The following is a 16,018-nucleotide window of genomic DNA, read 5'->3' on the forward strand; positions in this document are numbered from 1 at the left end:
CAGATGTTCCAGATCGATGCACGAACCAACATCGAAGAGCTATCGAAGGCGCTTCGAACGGTTGGTGAAAAACAACTGCCGTTCGCCTTCGCGCTGATGGCTACCCGCCTGGCTGTGCTGGTGAAGAAGGGCGAGTTGTCGGTACTGAAGGCCCGTATTGATAGGCCCACGACAACGACCCTCAATAGCCTTTATGTGAAGCCCGCCACGAAGGGTAAGCCTGAAGCCCGCACCTTCTTTAAGGATGCATGGACATCGGGCGTGCCCGCTGACACATACCTGCAGCAGGCCGTGAAGGGTGGCCGACGACCTCATAAGCGGTTCGAGAAAGCCCTGATCGCTAAAGGGATCATGAAGCCAGGGCAGTACGCGCTGCCAGCGGCGTCCGCGCTCAATCAGTTCGGCAACGTTTCTCGCGGCACGATCATGAAGATCCTGTCGGGCCTTGGTGCGGCTGAGACTGTCAGTGGTGTGCAGGCGAACGCGACTGGCAGCAAGCGCAGTAAGCGCAAGGGCAATGCCCAGAAGTATTTTGCCGGTGAAGTCGACGGCACCCAGGGTGTTTGGGAGCGGAAGAAGACGGCGTGGGGTGATGCAGTTCGTCCGGTGTTCATCTTCAGTGATGCTGAGCCTGGTTACCGAGTCATCATTCCTTTCTACAAGATCGCGGAAAACATCGTGAAGGCTAACCGGGTGCGCGAGTTCCAGAGCGCCATGGACACGGCTCTGGCTACGAAACGATAGGGGTTCTCAATTGCGGGCAGGTGTGACGCACCAAGGTGGTGCGCTACCCCCCTTTGGGTCCTTCCCCGGACCCCGGCCCCATGCGGGTAATTCGGGCCCCGCGCGCCAAATATGTATGACCTTTTTCCCACGGTTGGTTGTTGTTTAATCATGGCCAAAAACGAAACAACCAAACAGCGCGGGTGGTTGAACAAATCCGAGATGGCTTCGAGCCTCGGGATTTCCCCGCAAGCCTTTGACAAATGGGGGGTTGCGCCTGTCGCACGCATCGGTCGAGAGGCGTTCTATACCGTGCAGAACGTGGTGGAAAACCGCGTTGAACACGCGCAGAGGAAACAACAACCGACGGGGGATGGAACCGAAGGTCTCGATCCGCTGATCGAGTACAAGCTACTCGAAGAGCGCCGCGGCCTTACCGCCGCTCAGCGCATTGCCCAGGAGAAGAAGAACCTGGTGCTCGACAAGCAGCTCGTGCCTGTCCCATTCGCCACATTTGCCCTGGCAAAAATCGCCGCTCAGATCGGCTCGAAACTGGACACCGTCGGAAAGACCGTCACTCGACGCCACCCCGAGGTTGACCCTCGGATCATCGAGTCGGTCGAGCGGGAGATCGCGCTTGCTCGAAATATTGCCGCCAGCTTTGGTGAGCAACTTCCGGAATTATTAGATGAGTACGCTGAGTCCGTGGCTGAATGATCTGCGCAAGTCGATCAAGCTAGGGCTCCAGGCGCTCTATAAAGAACCACCGCAAACCGCCGTCGAGTGGGCGGACAAGAATTTCTACATGTCGGCTGAGTCCTCCTACAACGAGGGCAAGTGGACGACCGAGCCGTTCCAGGTCGCAATCCTGAACAGCATGGGCAACGACCTGATCAACGTCGTCAACTTCATCAAGTCGGCTCGGATCGGCTACACCAAGCTGTTGATGGCGAACATCGGTTACAAGATTCAGCACAAGCGCCGCAACGTGATGATGTGGAGTCCGACCGACCCGGACGCCGAGGACATCAGCAAGAGCCACGTCAACGGCATGATCCGAGACGTACCTGCGGTGGGTGACCTGGCGCCGTGGTTCGGCCGCAAGCACAGCGACAACACGCTCGACCAGAAGATATTCGCCAACCGCCGGACACTCTGGATCCGTGGCGGCAAGGCTTCGCGCAACTACCGCGAGAAGTCAGCCGACGAGGTGATCTACGACGAGTTGTCCAACTTCGACGAGAGCGTCGAAGGTGAGGGCTCGCCGATCACCCTGGGTGACAAGCGCCTCAACGGTGCGATCTACCCTAAGTCGATTCGTGGCTCAACGCCAAAGCGTGTGGGCTCTTGCCAGATCACCAAGGCGGTCGAGGAGTCGCCATACCTGCTGAAGTTTCACATCGACTGCCCGCACTGCCACCAGGAGCAGACGCTCAAGTGGGGCGGCAAGGATTGCGACTTCGGCTTGAAGTGGGAAAAGAACGCACTCGGCGAGGCGGAAAAAGCTTGGTACTTGTGCGAGCACGCAGCCTGCGTGATCTGGCACAACGAGATGGTCGAGGCCTCGAAGACTGGTCGCTGGATCTGCGAACACACCGGCATCTGGACCCGCGACGGGATGGACTGGTTTGGAGTTGACGGCGAAATCATGCGCACCCCGCGCTCCGTCAGCTTCAGCATCTGGGCGATTTACAGCACCTGGAGTACCTGGCTCAGCCTGGCCGAAGAATGGCTGAAGGTGAAAGGCGATGTCTCCAAGCTGATCACCTTCATGAACACCACGCGCGGCGAAACGTGGGACGACGACCAGGGCGAGAAGCTCGACTCCGAAGTTCTGTACGGGCGCCGCGAAGTCTATCCGCAGGTCCCAGGCCTTGGCCTTGTTCTTGTGGGTGGCATCGATACCCAGGATGACCGTTTCGAGGGGCGTGTTTGGGCATTCGGTCCCGGCGAGGAGGCTTGGCTTGTCCATCGCTTCATCCTTATGGGGGACCCGGCCAGCGAAGAGCTTCGCCGCAAGGTGGGGCTCGAACTGCACCGGCAATTCACCCGGGTTGACGGCACCGTCATGAAGGTTGAGCGCTGGACGTGGGACGCCGGCGGCCACTATGCCGACGAGGTATACGCCGAAAGCCGCAAGCATGGCGTGCACTGGGTCGTGCCAATCCGTGGTGCGACCATCTACGGCAAGCCGATCGCGAACTTCCCGCGCACGAAGAACAAGGTGCACAAGGTCTTCCTCACCGAGGTTGGTACCGACAACGCCAAAGAGTTGCTCTACAGCCGCATGGGTTTGCCGGTCGATACGGCTTCCTCTCAGGCCGGCGTGTCTCAGCCCGGGGTAGTTCACCTCCCGGCCAACGATGTGATCTGCGACGAGTCGGAGGTTAAGCAGCTCACCTCCGAAAAGAAAAAAGCGGCCATCTCCAAAGGCAAGCGCGTGATGCGTTGGGACAGCGGCGGACGACGAAACGAGGCGCTCGATTGCTTCGTGTACGCGCTCGCCGCCCTGCGCATCTGCCAACAACGGTTCGGGCTTGACCTGGATCTGCTTGTTGCAGCTGTCACCGGTGGCAACGAACCGGATGCCGCAGAACGTCCGCGTAAGAAATCCTCTCACTGGAATAAGAACTGATGGCCTACACGATCGAGCAATACAACGCCCTGCAGGCGGCAATCGCTGAAGGGGCGTTGTCGGTCAGGTATGCCGATAAGAGCGTCACTTACCGGTCACTCGACGAGATGATGCGCATCCTTAAGCTGATGGCCACCGACATGGGTCTGAACGCCTGTAACGACGGCGGACGCCGCTACACCTCATTCACCAAAGGATACTGCTCATGAGCATGCTCGACAGCCTGTTCCCTGGGTATGCAGCGAAGCGCTCCGAGATGCGGCTGAAGAAAGCGCGCACGGACATTGCGCTGAAGATGATCGAGCGCCGGTTTGAAGGTGCGGCAGGCGGCCGGCGCAATGATGGCTGGCGCGCCACCGGTGCCGACGCGAACGTTGAGAACGCGCCGGCCCTGGCCAAGCTTCGCAACCGCGCGCGTGACCAGCGGCGCAACAACCCGTTCGGTGAGCGCGGGATAACGGGCATTGCTGACAACGCTGTGGGCGCCGGCATTGTGCCGTTGCCGTTGGCGAAGCGGGATCGCGACGGCCTGAGGCTTATGGATCTGTGGAAGGCATGGGCCGAAACCACCGTTTGTGATGCTGACGGGCTGGATAATTTTTACGGCCTGCAGCACATGATCATGGAGGCCGTTGCTGAAAGCGGTGAATGCTTGGTTCGCCGCCGCCGGCGCTTCAGTTCTGACGGCTTGCCGGTACCCGTTCAGCTCCAGGTTCTGGAGGCCGACTTCCTCGACGAGTCAAAGGCGGACATCGTCGGGCTGAACCGGATTATCCAGGGCGTAGAGTTCGACGCGCTCGGCCGTCGGGTCGCGTATTGGTTGTTCGATGAGCACCCAGGCGCGAACGCAGTTTGGGGATCCCTACAATCGCGCCGGGTACCCGCCGAGGATGTAATTCACGTCTTCCTCCGCAAGCGCCCCGGCCAAGCTCGCGGCTATAGCTGGCTGGCACCTGTCATCCAGCGCATGCGCAACTTCGACGAGATGGAAGACGCGGTGATGGAGCAGGCGAAGATCGCCTCCTGCTTCGCTGCCTTCATCACCAAGGATGAAAATAACGCAGCGTCTGGCGGTAAGACACCACCTCTTATTGACCGGGTGGAGCCCGGCATTATTCAGGAGCTGGGATTCGGTGAAAGCGTCAGCTTCGGCACGCCACCGACATTCAACGGCTACACGACATACTCCTGGCAGCAGTTGCACGCCATGGCCGTCGGCCTGGGTGTTCCTTATGAGTTGCTCACCGGCGACTTAAAGGGCGTCAACTTTTCAAGCGGTCGGATGGGTTGGTTGAACTTCGCACGCCGAGTCGACGTTTGGCAGTGGCGGATGTTGATCCCACAGCTTTGCGATCAGGTATGGCGCTGGTTCATGGAGGCGCAGGTGCTCCTGCCCGGCGGCGTTACCGATGACGTGAAAGCCTATTGGGTTCCTCCGCGCCGCGACATGGTCGACCCAAAGGCGGAAACAGAGAACGTCATCACTCGGGTGCGCAACGGCCTCACTACCTGGCCAGACGCGCTGCGCGAACTTGGCATCACCGACCCCAAGCGGCACGCCGAACAAATCAAGAAAGCAAACGACATGATCGACGAGTACGGGTTGGTGCTGGACTGCGACCCGCGCCGAGTTGCGGCCGCAGGTTCGCCGAGTCAGCCACCATCCACCGAAGAGAAACCAGACGATGCCAACTCCGAACCAGGCGATGACACGCAAGACACATGAGACGCCGATGCTCAGCCTGCGCGCGGCCGTGCGGCCGGGCTCAGTCGACATTGATGCTCGAACCGTCGAACTGACCTGGACGACCGGCGCTAAAGGCCGGCGCTGGTCATGGGATGTCGGAAGTTACATGGAAGAGCTTGATGTCAGCGAGGGCGCGGTTCGCCTCGATCGGCTCAACAACGGCGCGCCACTGCTCGACACCCACAACCAGTACCAGCTGAGTGCGGTACTCGCCGTGGTAGAGCGAGCCTGGCTCGATGGTGGCGAAGGTCACGCTTTGGTCCGGTTCAGCAAGCGTGAAGACGCTGACGTGGTCTTCAAGGACGTTGTTGACGGCATCCTTCGAAACATCAGCGTTGGCTACGCGGTGCACCGATACGAAGTCGTGGAGGAGGAAGACGACAAGCTTCCCACTTACCGCGCTGTCGATTGGGAGCCTTTGGAGCTGTCTCTCGTCCCGATCGGTTTCGATGACGGCGCAAAAGTGCGCAGCGCCAAAACCCCAGCCGAGTACGAAGGCCAACGATTCCACACTATTTTTGAAGTTCGGTCGGCAGTTGAGCCGATCGTAGAACCGGCCGCCGTGCCTATTATCCAAGAGGAAGTTGCAATGACCGAAGAAGAGAAGCGCGCGGCCGACGAGAAGCTTCGCCGTGAATCGGCTGAAGAAGAGCGTAAGCGCAGCCTGACGATTCGCACCATGGCCCGCAAGGTTGGTCTCGATGACGAAGCCGTCGTCGAAGACTTGATCGCCCGCGGGGTTTCCGTGAGCGATGCGAGCGCAGCACTGATCGATGCCGTGGCCGAGCGCCAGAACAAAGATCAGCCACAAACCCGCAACAGCCAGCCAACCACCGTGAACGGTGGCCAGGATATCGCCATCCTGAACGCCAAACGCTCTGCCATGCAGAATGCTTTGCTGCACCGCTGCGACGCCACCGTCAAGCTGGAAGACGCGGGCCGCGAGTTCCGTGGCATGCGCCTGGTGGACATGGCTCGTGAGTTCGTCGAGATGGCTGGCGGTAACGCGCGGGGCATGACGCCGCAGGAACTGGCCCGCGCAGCATTGGGCTGTGATCGCCAAGCAGTGCGCGCGGCCGGCATGCACAGCACCAGCGACTTCCCGCTGCTGCTCGGTAGCACTGTGAACCGCACCCTGCGTGATGCTTACGCCAATGCCCCTCAAACCTGGCGCCCGCTGGGCCGTCAGACCACGGTACCGGACTTCCGCGCCGTAACCCGCGCAGCTCTGGGTGATATCTCCGCACTGGAAGCCGTCAAAGAACACGGCGAGTACAAGTACGGCACGCTGTCCGAGGACGGGGCGCCTATCAAAGTCGCCAAGTTCGGCAAGATCATCGCACTCACCTGGGAAACCATCGTGAACGATGATCTTGGCGCGCTCACCCGCATCCCGGCTGCGCTGGGTAATGCGGCGGCCGCGACTGAGTCGAATGTGGTTTGGGCCCTGTTGTTGGGTAACCCGAACTTCGCTGATGGCGTACCGTTTTACGACGCAAGCCACGGCAACGTTGCGGGCAGTGGCGGTGCGATCAACACCACTACCTTGGCTGCCGCTCGCGCCGCCATGCGCAAGCAGAAATCCAAAGCTGGCGAGTTCCTCAACCTGTCGCCGGAGTTCCTGGTGGTTGGTCCGGATAAGGAGCTGGAAGCCTTCCAGTTCACCAGCTCGGTTTACGTGCCGGCGAAGAACGCTGACATCAACGATGTGCGCAACGCCTCGCTGACTGTGATCGTCGACGCCCGCATCACTGGTAACCAGTGGTACCTGTTCGCTGCGCCAGGTTCCATCGACACCTTTGAATATGCATACCTCGAAGGCGAGCAGGGCGTGTTCACCGAAACCCGCGAGGGCTTCGAAGTAGACGGCATGGAAATCAAAGCCCGCCTGGTGTTCGGCGCCGGCTGGATCGACTACCGCGGCGCATACAAGAACCTGGGCGCTTAAGCCCGGCGTTCGCTCCAAACCCAAAAGGGCGCCGTGTGGCGCCCTTTTTGTTTTCCAGTTTTTGTCTCTAAAGGGGACCTTGCATGAAGACTTTCATCCAGCACGGCGACTGCCTGACTGTTCCAGCACCAGCCGGCGGCACTGTTTCGGGCGAGCTCTACAAAGTCGGTTCGATTGTCGGCGTGGCTGCTACTACCGAAGCAGCCGCTGCACCGGTGGTGCTCAAGCTCGACGGCGTGTTCGGCCTGAACAAAATCAGCGCCCAGGCCTGGGCAATCGGTGACCCGATCTACATGAACACCACCAGCCGTGCCCTGACGAACGTGTCGGCCACCGGCCTGGTGTTGGTGGGTATGGCGACTGAGGTTGCCGCTAACCCATCCGCCACCGGCGCCTGCCGCCTGAACGGCGTATCCGCGCCGGCGGCGGTGGCGTAAATGGGCTGGGCCTCAATGGCCCAGCGCATGCTCGGCGTTTCGATCCGCGCCTTCAGTGAGCCGACAGCAGAGCTTGATCCATTGGGCGCTGTGTACTGGCTGGCCGATGGTGTTGCGCCTGGTGTGCCGCTGGCGCAGGCGGTGTTCGATAGTGCCCACGTTACCGTCGATCCTGAGACGGGCGCGCCGGTGTCTTCTAACAACCCCACCCTCGGGGTTCGAGTGATTGACTTGCCGAACGAGCCTACGAACCGGGATCGCGTCCAGGCGCGTGGCGTTTTGTACAAGATCCACGACGTGCAAGCCGACGGTGTGGCGGGCGTAACTTTGTTCCTTCGCAAGGTTTGAATATGGCTCACCCACGAGAACTGATCCGCAAGCAGGCCGTTGCGGTGCTGCTGGGCGCCACAAATGCGGGGGCCAGCGTCTATGCAAGCCGCGTGGCTCCGCTCATTTCCAACGGATGGCAAAGCGAGCTACCAGCGATCATCGTCTACACGATGGATGAATCGGCAGAGATCTTTAACCAGGCCCCCAGGGAGTACAGGCGCCGCGTAGAGCTGGTGGTTGAAATACACGCCGAAGGCAACGAAGCGTTGGACGACACGCTCGATACGCTGGCCCGTCAGGTTGAGCGTCTCCTGCTTATGGACGACACGCTCGGCGATACGGTGAATGACCTGCAGTACGTGCGTTCGCGCATGGTTCTGCTGGACCAGTCGGAGCACCTGACGGGCGCGTGCCGCCTCATCTTCGACGCTGAATATTTTGATCGTCACCCTGACGACCTGTTCAACCAAAGCCTGCCAGACCTGAAGTCGGTTAAGACCGAATACAGCCTGGGCAACGCGCAGCCGAATCAGGCTGATCGCGCACAAACCATCATCGAGGACCTGAATCCATGACCACGCGCGTGCTCGTGAAACCGGCCGAGGGCCGCCTGGTGCGTCACCCCGACACCTATGAGCAGATCAAGCCAGAAGGCTTGCCTGTGGAACTCAACAGTTACTGGATCCGTAAGGAAAAGGCCGGTGACGTCGTCATCAAAGAGGCTGTAGTACCGGCCGAAACCAAGGGTGAAAAACAATGACCATCGGAATGGATACGATTCCTGGTGCCGGCGCGCTTCGCAAGCCTGGTGTCTACAGCGAGATCGACAACAGCAAGGCGGTGCGCGGCCCTCAGCCGGTCAGCTACCGTCGCCTGCTGATTGGTCAGAAGCTGGCCGCCGGCGCTGCCGCTGCCAACACCCTGATCCGCATCACCAGCCCGGCCCAGGCAGATGTTCAGTTCGGGAAGGGCTCGATGCTGGCTGGTATGGTTCGCGCGGCGATGGCGATCGATACCTATACCGAGCTGCAAGTGATGCCGGTGGTTGATAATCCAGCAGGCGTAGCAGCAGCCGCCACGCTGGCGTTCACCGGCCCCGCCACAGCATCCGGCACCATCGAGTTGATGATTGCCGGACGTCGCGTCTCTGTCGGTGTGATCAGTGCCGACACAGCAACCGTGATCGCGGCATCTGTGGTCGCCGCGATTACGGCCGCAGATGACATGCCAGTTACCGCCACGGCAGCAACGGGCACCGTCACGCTGACTAGTCGCCATAAGGGCGAGGCCGGTAACAGCTTGAACGCCCGTGTGAACTATTACACCGGACAGGTGCTGCCTTCCGGTGTCGCGGTCACCATCAGCGCTTTCACCGGCGGCTCTGGAAACCCAGAACTGGGTTCGGCGCTGGCGGCTCTGGGTGATGAGTGGTTCCAAGTATGGGGGCTGGCATATACCGACGCAGCCACCCTGGCGACGGTGAAGACTGAACTGAACAGCCGCTTTGCCTGGGATCGTGAAATCGAGGCCCACGCCTTCACAGCGGCGCGCGGCACTCAAGGCTCCCTTGGAACCCTTGGCGACAGCCACAACAGTCAGCACCTGGTCATCATGATGGCCAACGACGAGCCGATGCCAACGTACGAGAAGGCCGCGGAGACCATGGCCATTGCGGCCCTGTACGCCGCCATCGATCCGGCCCGGCCAATCCAGAATCTTCAGTACGCCTGGTGCCTGGCGCCTGCCACGGCGGACAAGTTCACCAACCAGGAACGGAACCTGTTGTTGTTCGACGGAATCGCGACCAGCAAGGTCAACAACGACGGCACCATGGTTGTTGAGCGCCTGATCACCACCTACAAAACCAACACCGCCGGCGGCACTGACATCAGCTACCTGGACAGCGAAACGCTGTTCACCCTGATGTACATCCGCCACGACTGGCGCGACTACATCCTGCGCAAGTACCCGCGGCACAAGCTTGCCAACGATGGCACGCGCTACGGCGTCGGGCAGCCAGTGGTAACACCGGTGGTGATGAAGGCCGAGGCGGTCTCGAAGTTCCGTGAGTGGGAGCGTCTGGGGCTGGTGGAGAACATGGAAGACTTCAAGGCCAACCTGATCGCCGAGCGTAACGAGAGCGACCCAAATCGCCTGGATCTGCTGATCCCGCCTGACCTGGTCAACCAGCTGCGAATCGTCGCCAACAAAATTCAGTTCCGCCTGTAACGGCGATTGCCAGGAGAAAGAACATGGCAGGAAAAAACCGTATTGGCGGACTCATCGCCTTGAAGGTCAACGGCGACATTTACTTCGCCAAGGGCGCTTTCACTTACAACCTCGGCAAGCCCAAACGCGAAGGCGTGGTGGGCTCCGACGTTGTCCACGGATACAAGGAAACCCCTCAGATTCCATTTATTGAGGGTGAGATCACCGATCGCAACGAGCTGAGTCTTGAAGACCTGGTCACGCTCGATGACGCAACCATCACGCTGGAACTCGCCAACGGCAAGGTCATCACCCTGAGTGAGGCCTGGTACGCAGGCGAGGGCACCGGCAACACCGAAGAAGGCAACATCGCTTGCCGCTTCGAAGGCATCTCTGCCGAGGAAATCAAGTAATGGCAAAGGAAAAAACGATTCAACTCGCCGAGCAAATCACGTTCGGCAAGGACACGTTCACTGAGCTGACCGTAACCCGCAAGCTGAAATACCTGCGCGGCCATGCGTTGCGTATCACTTCGGATGGCAAGGGCAACGGCGGCGCGGACATGGACTTCGCCACGCTGATTGACCTCGGCGCCAAGATGGTTGGCCATCCTCCTGCATTGCTCGACGAGCTGAGCGAGGACGATCAAGCCGCCGTCATCGGCGAGGCCCGGGATTTTTTGCTGAAGCACCTCGGGGGTGGGAGGGAGGCGTAACCGTCGTCGTCAAAGTTATGAGCGTTCAGCCGTCGGAAGTCATGGAAATGGATTTCGACGAGCTGAACTGGTGGCTTGAGCGCACCGAGGAGTGGGTTGGATGGCAGACAAAGGATACTCCCTAAACGTCATCATCGCGGCTGTGGACAAGATTACGGCGCCGTTGCGTGGGATCTTCGGCAAGGTAAAAGCGGCGAGCGCTGGAATTGCCGGTGCGCTTGATCGTACCGGTCTGCCGATTTTTGCGAACAGCCTGAAGAACGTTGGCGGTGCGATTGGTGGCGTGGGTAGTGCGGTTGCCTCGAGCACTCGCAAGCTGCTGGGGCTTGGGGCCACGCTGGGCATCACAGGCGCTGCACTGAACATGTTTTTCCAGGGCTTCGCTGATGCGACCGGCGCAATTGGTGACACTGCCGAGCGTACCGGCATCAGCCGCGAGCGATTCCAGGAACTCAGCTTTGCAGCGAAGCTCAGCGGATCGTCAGCGGAAACACTGGGCGGTGCGCTGCAGAAGATGCAAATCAACATCGGCGCAGCAACGGCGGGCTCGAAAGAGCTTTCGCAAATGTTCAAAGGCCTGGGCATCAATATCAAGGATTCGTCCGGCAAGCTGAAAAGCTCCGATGCTTTGTTCGACACCTTCGTTGATCGAATCTCGAAGATCAAAGACCCTTCCCTACAAGCGCAGGCGGCGGTGAAGATCTTCGGCAAGAGTGCCACTGAGCTACTGCCGCTTATCCGCGGCGGCAGTGCGGGGCTCAAGGAAATGTCAGACGAGGCTCGTCGCCTCGGCGTCGTCATTTCTGACAGCGCCGTTCGTGAAGGTGAGGATTTCGGAGATACGCTTGACACGATCCATGCGGCACTCGGCGGTGTCAGCAATAGCATCGGAAGCTCCCTGGTGCCGCAGTTGAATATGCTGGGCAAGCGGTTGATTGAGACGATCGTCAAGTACCGTCCCCAGATTGAAGCATTCGCCACGGCGTTCGCTGAAAACCTGCCTGGGAACATCGAACGAGTCACCGGCTTTCTTGGTGACCTGTACGACGGTGTTCAGCCGGTGATCGAGATATTCGGTTCGCTTTCCGAAACCTTCGGCACCGCCAACCTGATATTTACGGCGCTGGGCTTGTACATCGGCGGCGGCTTCCTGATGGCGGTGCTGAACCTGGCGCTGGCCCTGAAGGGGCTCGGGTTGGCTATCACTCTAACGCCGGTCGGCTGGTTCCTGGCGGCCATCGTGGCCATCGGCGCCGCGGCCTATGTCATCTACAAGAACTGGGACAACATCGTCGGGTTCTTCGAGGACAAATGGGCGGGCGTCAAGGCGGCCTTCAGTGACGGAATAATCAACGGTATCTGGAAGCTGTGGAAGGAATACAACCCCATCACTTTGATGATGGAAGGCTTCAACGGCCTCATCAAGTACCTGACCGGCTGGGACCTCGGCGCAATTATGGGGGCGAAAATCGCCGAGGCCGTATCGGCTATCAAGAACGGTCTCCCCGATTGGGCTAAGGAATTGCTGGGGATTGATGGAGTTAGCGTGACTGTTGGGCAAGGAGGCGCGCCGGAGTCCGGAAACGGTGGTCGTGAAAGCGCTTTGCCCGGACCGGGAACCGCCGCAGCCAACACAGATCTCGGTCGTCGTGCGGCACAGATTGGCAGGGATGCTGCCCAGCAACTGGCACCGGCACCGCAGGCGGTTAGGGTGCAGGTTGACCTGAATAACGTGCCAGCAGGATCCAAGGTTAAGACCGAGGGCAGCCAGGGCGCGACATTCGATACCGACATTGGCTACTCAATGATGGCCCCATAACCGGAGCTCCCCATGGCTTGGAGAGACAACTACCGCGCCGCGACTTTTCGCGGCGTTGGCTTTTTTGTGGCTACGGCAGACAGCAGTCACGGCCGGCGCCAGGCGGTACACGAGGCGGCACAGCGCGATATTCCCTATACAGAAGACCTTGGCCGTAAGTCGCGTGAGTTCGGTATCACCGGCTACCTGCTGGGCAAGGAATACGATGTAGCCCGGGAAGAGTTGATAAAGGTCTGCGAACAAGCGGGCCCTGGTGTGTTGGTTCACCCGTACCGGGGCGAGCTGACTGTAGTCTGCCGCGGCCTCACCGTTAGCGAGTCGTCGGACGAGGGGGGTAAATGCACGATCTCGATGACTTTCCTCGAGGCCGGCGAGGCGTCTTATCCGTCTGCCAAGGTCGACAGCGTCAATGCGATCAGCGCAAAGGCGGGCGAGGTCACCGAGGCCAGCAAGGAAAACTTCGTTGCCGACTTCCTCACCAAGGGTTACCCGTCGTTCGTAGCCGAGGCGGCCGCTACGCAGATAAAAGGGTTGAGCGATTTTTTGAGCTCGCCTGAGTTCATCGTTTCAAGCGACATACAGGCAGTATCCGACTACTACGACAAGGTCAAAGGCATCGGCTCTGATGCGTTCAATCTGATCCAAGCCCCGCTCGAGTTCGCTGGCCAGGTCGTTGACGCTATCAGCAGCATCCGGTCAGCCTTCGGCGGCAGCGCCTTCGGAATGCTTATGAGTCTTTACAGCCAGTATTTCCCAAGCTCCGACGGTACATCCTCTTCTGCTACGCCGAGCCGTCAGCAGGTCGTGAGGAACACCGGCGCTGTTTCCGCGCTCGTTCGTCAGGTCGCCATTTCTGAGGCAGCTGTCGCCGCAGTGGTCACGCAGGCAACTGAGGATGTTTCCAACGGCGGGACGAAAACAACCTCCGAGCCGACTAAATACGATAGCTACGAGGCGGCCGTTGCGGTGCGCACTGAGCTTTCCGACAGGTTGGACGAAGAGAGCGAGTCGACCAGTAACGACCTGGTGTACGTCGCGGTTACCGATTTAAGGACCGCCGTAGTTCAGGCCGTTCCTGACCCTGAACAGGACTTGCCCCGACTCGCGACATTCTCGCCCAAGCAGACGCTGCCGTCTCTCCTTGTTGCATATCAGCTCTACGGTGACGCCAGCAGGGCCGAGGATATCGTGTTGCGCAACGACCCGCGCCGCCCAGGCTTCCTGATCGGCGGCCAACAGCTTGAGGTTCTTGCAAATGGATGACCTTGAACTGCTGGTCAACGGCATGAATTACGCGGGGTGGACCCAGGTTGGAGTAACGCGTGCCGTTGATGCTTCCTCTGGCGCGTTCACTGTGACCCTTACGGAGCGCTGGGAAGGGCAGGAGGGCAGGGGCGCTCAAGTAGAACCCTGGCCCATCCTCCCTGGCGATAAGTGCGAGGTCCGTCTCGGCGGAATAACGATGGTGGTTGGCTATGTCGACATCTTCAAGCCTTCGTTCAGTGCGAATGACCACACCATCAATATCCAAGGGCGCGACCGGACATCGGACCTGATCGACTGTAGTGCCGTGCACACACCGGACGAGTGGAAGAACATTGACCTACTGCGCTTCGCTCAGGTCTTGGCCCAGCCATTCGGCGTCGGCGTTTCGGCTGATGTCCCGGTGGGCACTCCATTCACCGTCTGCAAGTTGCAGCAGGGCGAAACAGCGTTCGAGGCAATTGAGCGTTACGCCAAGCAGAGACGCCTATTGCTTACGACGGATGGCGCCGGCGGCCTACTAATCACCCGCGCGGGTAACAAGCGGGCCGACGTCGGACTGATTCAGGGTGAAAACATCCTCAGTGCCACCGGTAGCATCGATCACAGTCAGCGGTTCCGCAATTACCTGGTTAAAGGGCAGGCCGGATACAACCCAAACAGTGATGGAGGTACTGAGGCGCACGTCGAGGGCGGGGCAAGCGACAGCGGAGTCAGGCGTTATCGACCGATGCTGATCGTCGCTGAGTCCGGTGGATCGAACGGCAGCGCCCAAGAGCGAGCTACCTGGGAGGCCAACAGCCGGCTGGGAAAATCAGCTTCCGCTTCCATAACCGTCCAGGGCTGGCGGCAAAGCCCGGGGGGGGCAATCTGGGAGCCAGGAATGCTGGTGCAGGTCAGGTCGCCATGGTTGCGTATGGATGGGCAAATGATTATTCGGCAGGCCACCTACGAGCGGGGGGAGGGCGGTACCACTACCAAGCTCGACATCGTCAGCCCGCAAGCCTTTTCGCCGGAGCCTCCCGATTCGAAGAAGGGCAAATCTGGGAAAAAGGGCGGTCGGAATATTTGGGCGGAAGCCATCGGGGAAGAGGACAAAAAAGATGGGTAACCCAATTCGCGATCTCAGCAACCGCGTGATGATGATGTTTGCCCGAGGTGTTGTGCGCCGCGTCACCGACACGAACGGACGGCAGCAGTTGCAGGTGGAGTTGCTCAAGGACGAGTTGCGAGACGATATCGAACACATGCAGAACTACGGCTTCACCAGCCACGCAAAAGGTGGAGACGTAGCGGTGGCCTTCATTGGTGGCAACCGCGAGCAGGGGATTGTTCTCGCTGTTGATGACCGGCGCTATCGCATCACCCTGAAGGCTGGCGAGGTCGCGATGTACGACGACCTTGGCAACAAGGTTGAGCTGCTGCGCGACATGGTTAAGGTCACTGCCGTTCAGCATGCGGAGGTTCAAGCCCCGACCATCAAGATGATCGGAGAGATTGAGATGGTCGGTAACGTAAAAATCCAGGGGAATATTGATTCCACCGGCACCGTTACAAACAACGGTAAGAACATCGGCAGCACTCACCAGCATGGCGGCGTGTTGTCTGGACCTGCGAACACGGGAGCGCCCATTTAATGGCTGACGCCGCAATGGTAATGACCGAGTTTGGCGGTGACCTGGTGCTTTTTGGTTTCGACCTCGAGCGCGATGACGGCCTTGAAACTGCCGTGATCATCAGCCTATTCACCGATCGCCGCGCCAGTGCTGAGCAGATCCCGCCCGAATATGAGCAGGACGATTTGCGCGGTTACTGGGGTGATCTCACAAATGTCTCGGCGACCGACCAGACGGGCTCGCTGCTCTGGCTACTGGCCAGGGAGAAAGAGCTGCCCCAAACGCTGAGCCGCGCTGAGCAGTATTGCCGTGACGCCTTGGCCTGGATGATTGATGACATGGTGGCCACGACGATCGAGGTCGCCGCTTCATATCACTCGCGCGGCGTGATGCTGCTCGTTATCGACATCTATCGGCCGACCGGCCAGGCCGTTCGCTACCGATACAACTATGAATGGTCGGCCCAGGCCGGCAAGAGGGCTGCCTGATGCCATTTGCTAGACCAACCTTGCCTGAGCTCATTGACCGGGTTACCACCGACATCAGCGGCCGCGTGACTGGCGTCCAAAGCGCGGTG

18 protein-coding genes are annotated in these 16,018 nt (G+C 59.8%); all 18 read left to right on the plus strand.

Going from position 1 to position 16,018, the window contains the following annotated elements; all coding sequences use genetic code 11:
* Positions 1-3: 3 nt before the first annotated feature.
* The 18 genes from M2397_RS02630 to M2397_RS02715 all read left to right on the plus strand — a co-directional run bounded on the left by M2397_RS02630 (position 4) and on the right by M2397_RS02715 (position 15,929).
* Positions 4-744, plus strand: coding sequence for a hypothetical protein (locus M2397_RS02630; RefSeq protein WP_259242242.1), 741 nt, complete (start codon positions 4-6; stop codon positions 742-744).
* Positions 745-894: 150 nt separating this feature from the next.
* Positions 895-1,440, plus strand: a complete 546-nt coding sequence (locus M2397_RS02635) for a terminase small subunit (protein WP_065890650.1) — start codon at positions 895-897, stop codon at positions 1,438-1,440.
* Entirely contained in the window at positions 1,412-3,358 is a 1,947-nt protein-coding gene (locus M2397_RS02640; protein WP_259242243.1) for a phage terminase large subunit family protein, read from the plus strand. The genes M2397_RS02635 and M2397_RS02640 overlap by 29 nt, the downstream gene beginning before the upstream one ends.
* Entirely contained in the window at positions 3,358-3,567 is a 210-nt protein-coding gene (locus M2397_RS02645; RefSeq protein ID WP_259242244.1) for a phage head-tail joining protein, read from the plus strand. Before M2397_RS02640 ends, M2397_RS02645 begins: the two co-directional genes overlap by 1 nt.
* Complete coding sequence (locus M2397_RS02650) at positions 3,564-5,084, plus strand: phage portal protein (protein ID WP_259242245.1); 1,521 nt, start codon at positions 3,564-3,566, stop codon at positions 5,082-5,084. Before M2397_RS02645 ends, M2397_RS02650 begins: the two co-directional genes overlap by 4 nt.
* A complete protein-coding gene (locus M2397_RS02655; protein WP_259242246.1) occupies positions 5,044-7,053 on the plus strand; it encodes a prohead protease/major capsid protein fusion protein in 2,010 nt (669 codons plus the stop codon). The genes M2397_RS02650 and M2397_RS02655 overlap by 41 nt, the downstream gene beginning before the upstream one ends.
* Before the next feature lie 83 nt (positions 7,054-7,136).
* Positions 7,137-7,490, plus strand: a complete 354-nt coding sequence (locus M2397_RS02660; RefSeq protein WP_122711681.1) for a DUF2190 family protein — start codon at positions 7,137-7,139, stop codon at positions 7,488-7,490.
* Positions 7,491-7,838 carry a hypothetical protein gene (locus M2397_RS02665; protein ID WP_259242247.1) on the plus strand — a complete coding sequence of 116 codons (348 nt, stop codon included), beginning with the start codon at positions 7,491-7,493 and terminating at the stop codon, positions 7,836-7,838.
* 2 nt (positions 7,839-7,840) lie between these two features.
* Positions 7,841-8,395 (plus strand): hypothetical protein, encoded by a 555-nt coding sequence (locus M2397_RS02670; protein ID WP_259242248.1) that lies wholly within the window; start codon positions 7,841-7,843, stop codon positions 8,393-8,395.
* Entirely contained in the window at positions 8,392-8,580 is a 189-nt protein-coding gene (locus M2397_RS02675) for a DUF2635 domain-containing protein (protein WP_025858885.1), read from the plus strand. Before M2397_RS02670 ends, M2397_RS02675 begins: the two co-directional genes overlap by 4 nt.
* Positions 8,577-10,049: a phage tail sheath subtilisin-like domain-containing protein gene (locus M2397_RS02680; protein ID WP_259242249.1), complete on the plus strand. Its 1,473-nt coding sequence runs from the start codon at positions 8,577-8,579 to the stop codon at positions 10,047-10,049. Before M2397_RS02675 ends, M2397_RS02680 begins: the two co-directional genes overlap by 4 nt.
* Positions 10,050-10,072: 23 nt before the next feature.
* Positions 10,073-10,441 carry a phage tail tube protein gene (locus M2397_RS02685; RefSeq protein WP_184743380.1) on the plus strand — a complete coding sequence of 123 codons (369 nt, stop codon included), beginning with the start codon at positions 10,073-10,075 and terminating at the stop codon, positions 10,439-10,441.
* Positions 10,441-10,743: a hypothetical protein gene (locus M2397_RS02690; protein WP_259242250.1), complete on the plus strand. Its 303-nt coding sequence runs from the start codon at positions 10,441-10,443 to the stop codon at positions 10,741-10,743. The genes M2397_RS02685 and M2397_RS02690 overlap by 1 nt, the downstream gene beginning before the upstream one ends.
* 100 nt (positions 10,744-10,843) lie before the next feature.
* Entirely contained in the window at positions 10,844-12,562 is a 1,719-nt protein-coding gene (locus M2397_RS02695) for a hypothetical protein (RefSeq protein WP_259242251.1), read from the plus strand.
* Positions 12,563-12,574: 12 nt separating this feature from the next.
* Positions 12,575-13,825, plus strand: a complete 1,251-nt coding sequence (locus M2397_RS02700; RefSeq protein WP_259242252.1) for a DNA circularization protein — start codon at positions 12,575-12,577, stop codon at positions 13,823-13,825.
* On the plus strand, positions 13,818-14,936 hold the full coding sequence (locus tag M2397_RS02705; RefSeq protein ID WP_259242253.1) for a phage baseplate assembly protein: 1,119 nt from the start codon (positions 13,818-13,820) through the stop codon (positions 14,934-14,936). The genes M2397_RS02700 and M2397_RS02705 overlap by 8 nt, the downstream gene beginning before the upstream one ends.
* Complete coding sequence (locus M2397_RS02710; protein WP_259242254.1) at positions 14,929-15,462, plus strand: phage baseplate assembly protein V; 534 nt, start codon at positions 14,929-14,931, stop codon at positions 15,460-15,462. Before M2397_RS02705 ends, M2397_RS02710 begins: the two co-directional genes overlap by 8 nt.
* Complete coding sequence (locus M2397_RS02715) at positions 15,462-15,929, plus strand: phage GP46 family protein (protein ID WP_221461876.1); 468 nt, start codon at positions 15,462-15,464, stop codon at positions 15,927-15,929. The genes M2397_RS02710 and M2397_RS02715 overlap by 1 nt, the downstream gene beginning before the upstream one ends.
* Positions 15,930-16,018: the final 89 nt, after the last annotated feature.

Origin of the sequence: Pseudomonas sp. BIGb0381, from assembly GCF_024809815.1 — a bacterium.
GTDB lineage: Bacteria > Pseudomonadota > Gammaproteobacteria > Pseudomonadales > Pseudomonadaceae > Aquipseudomonas.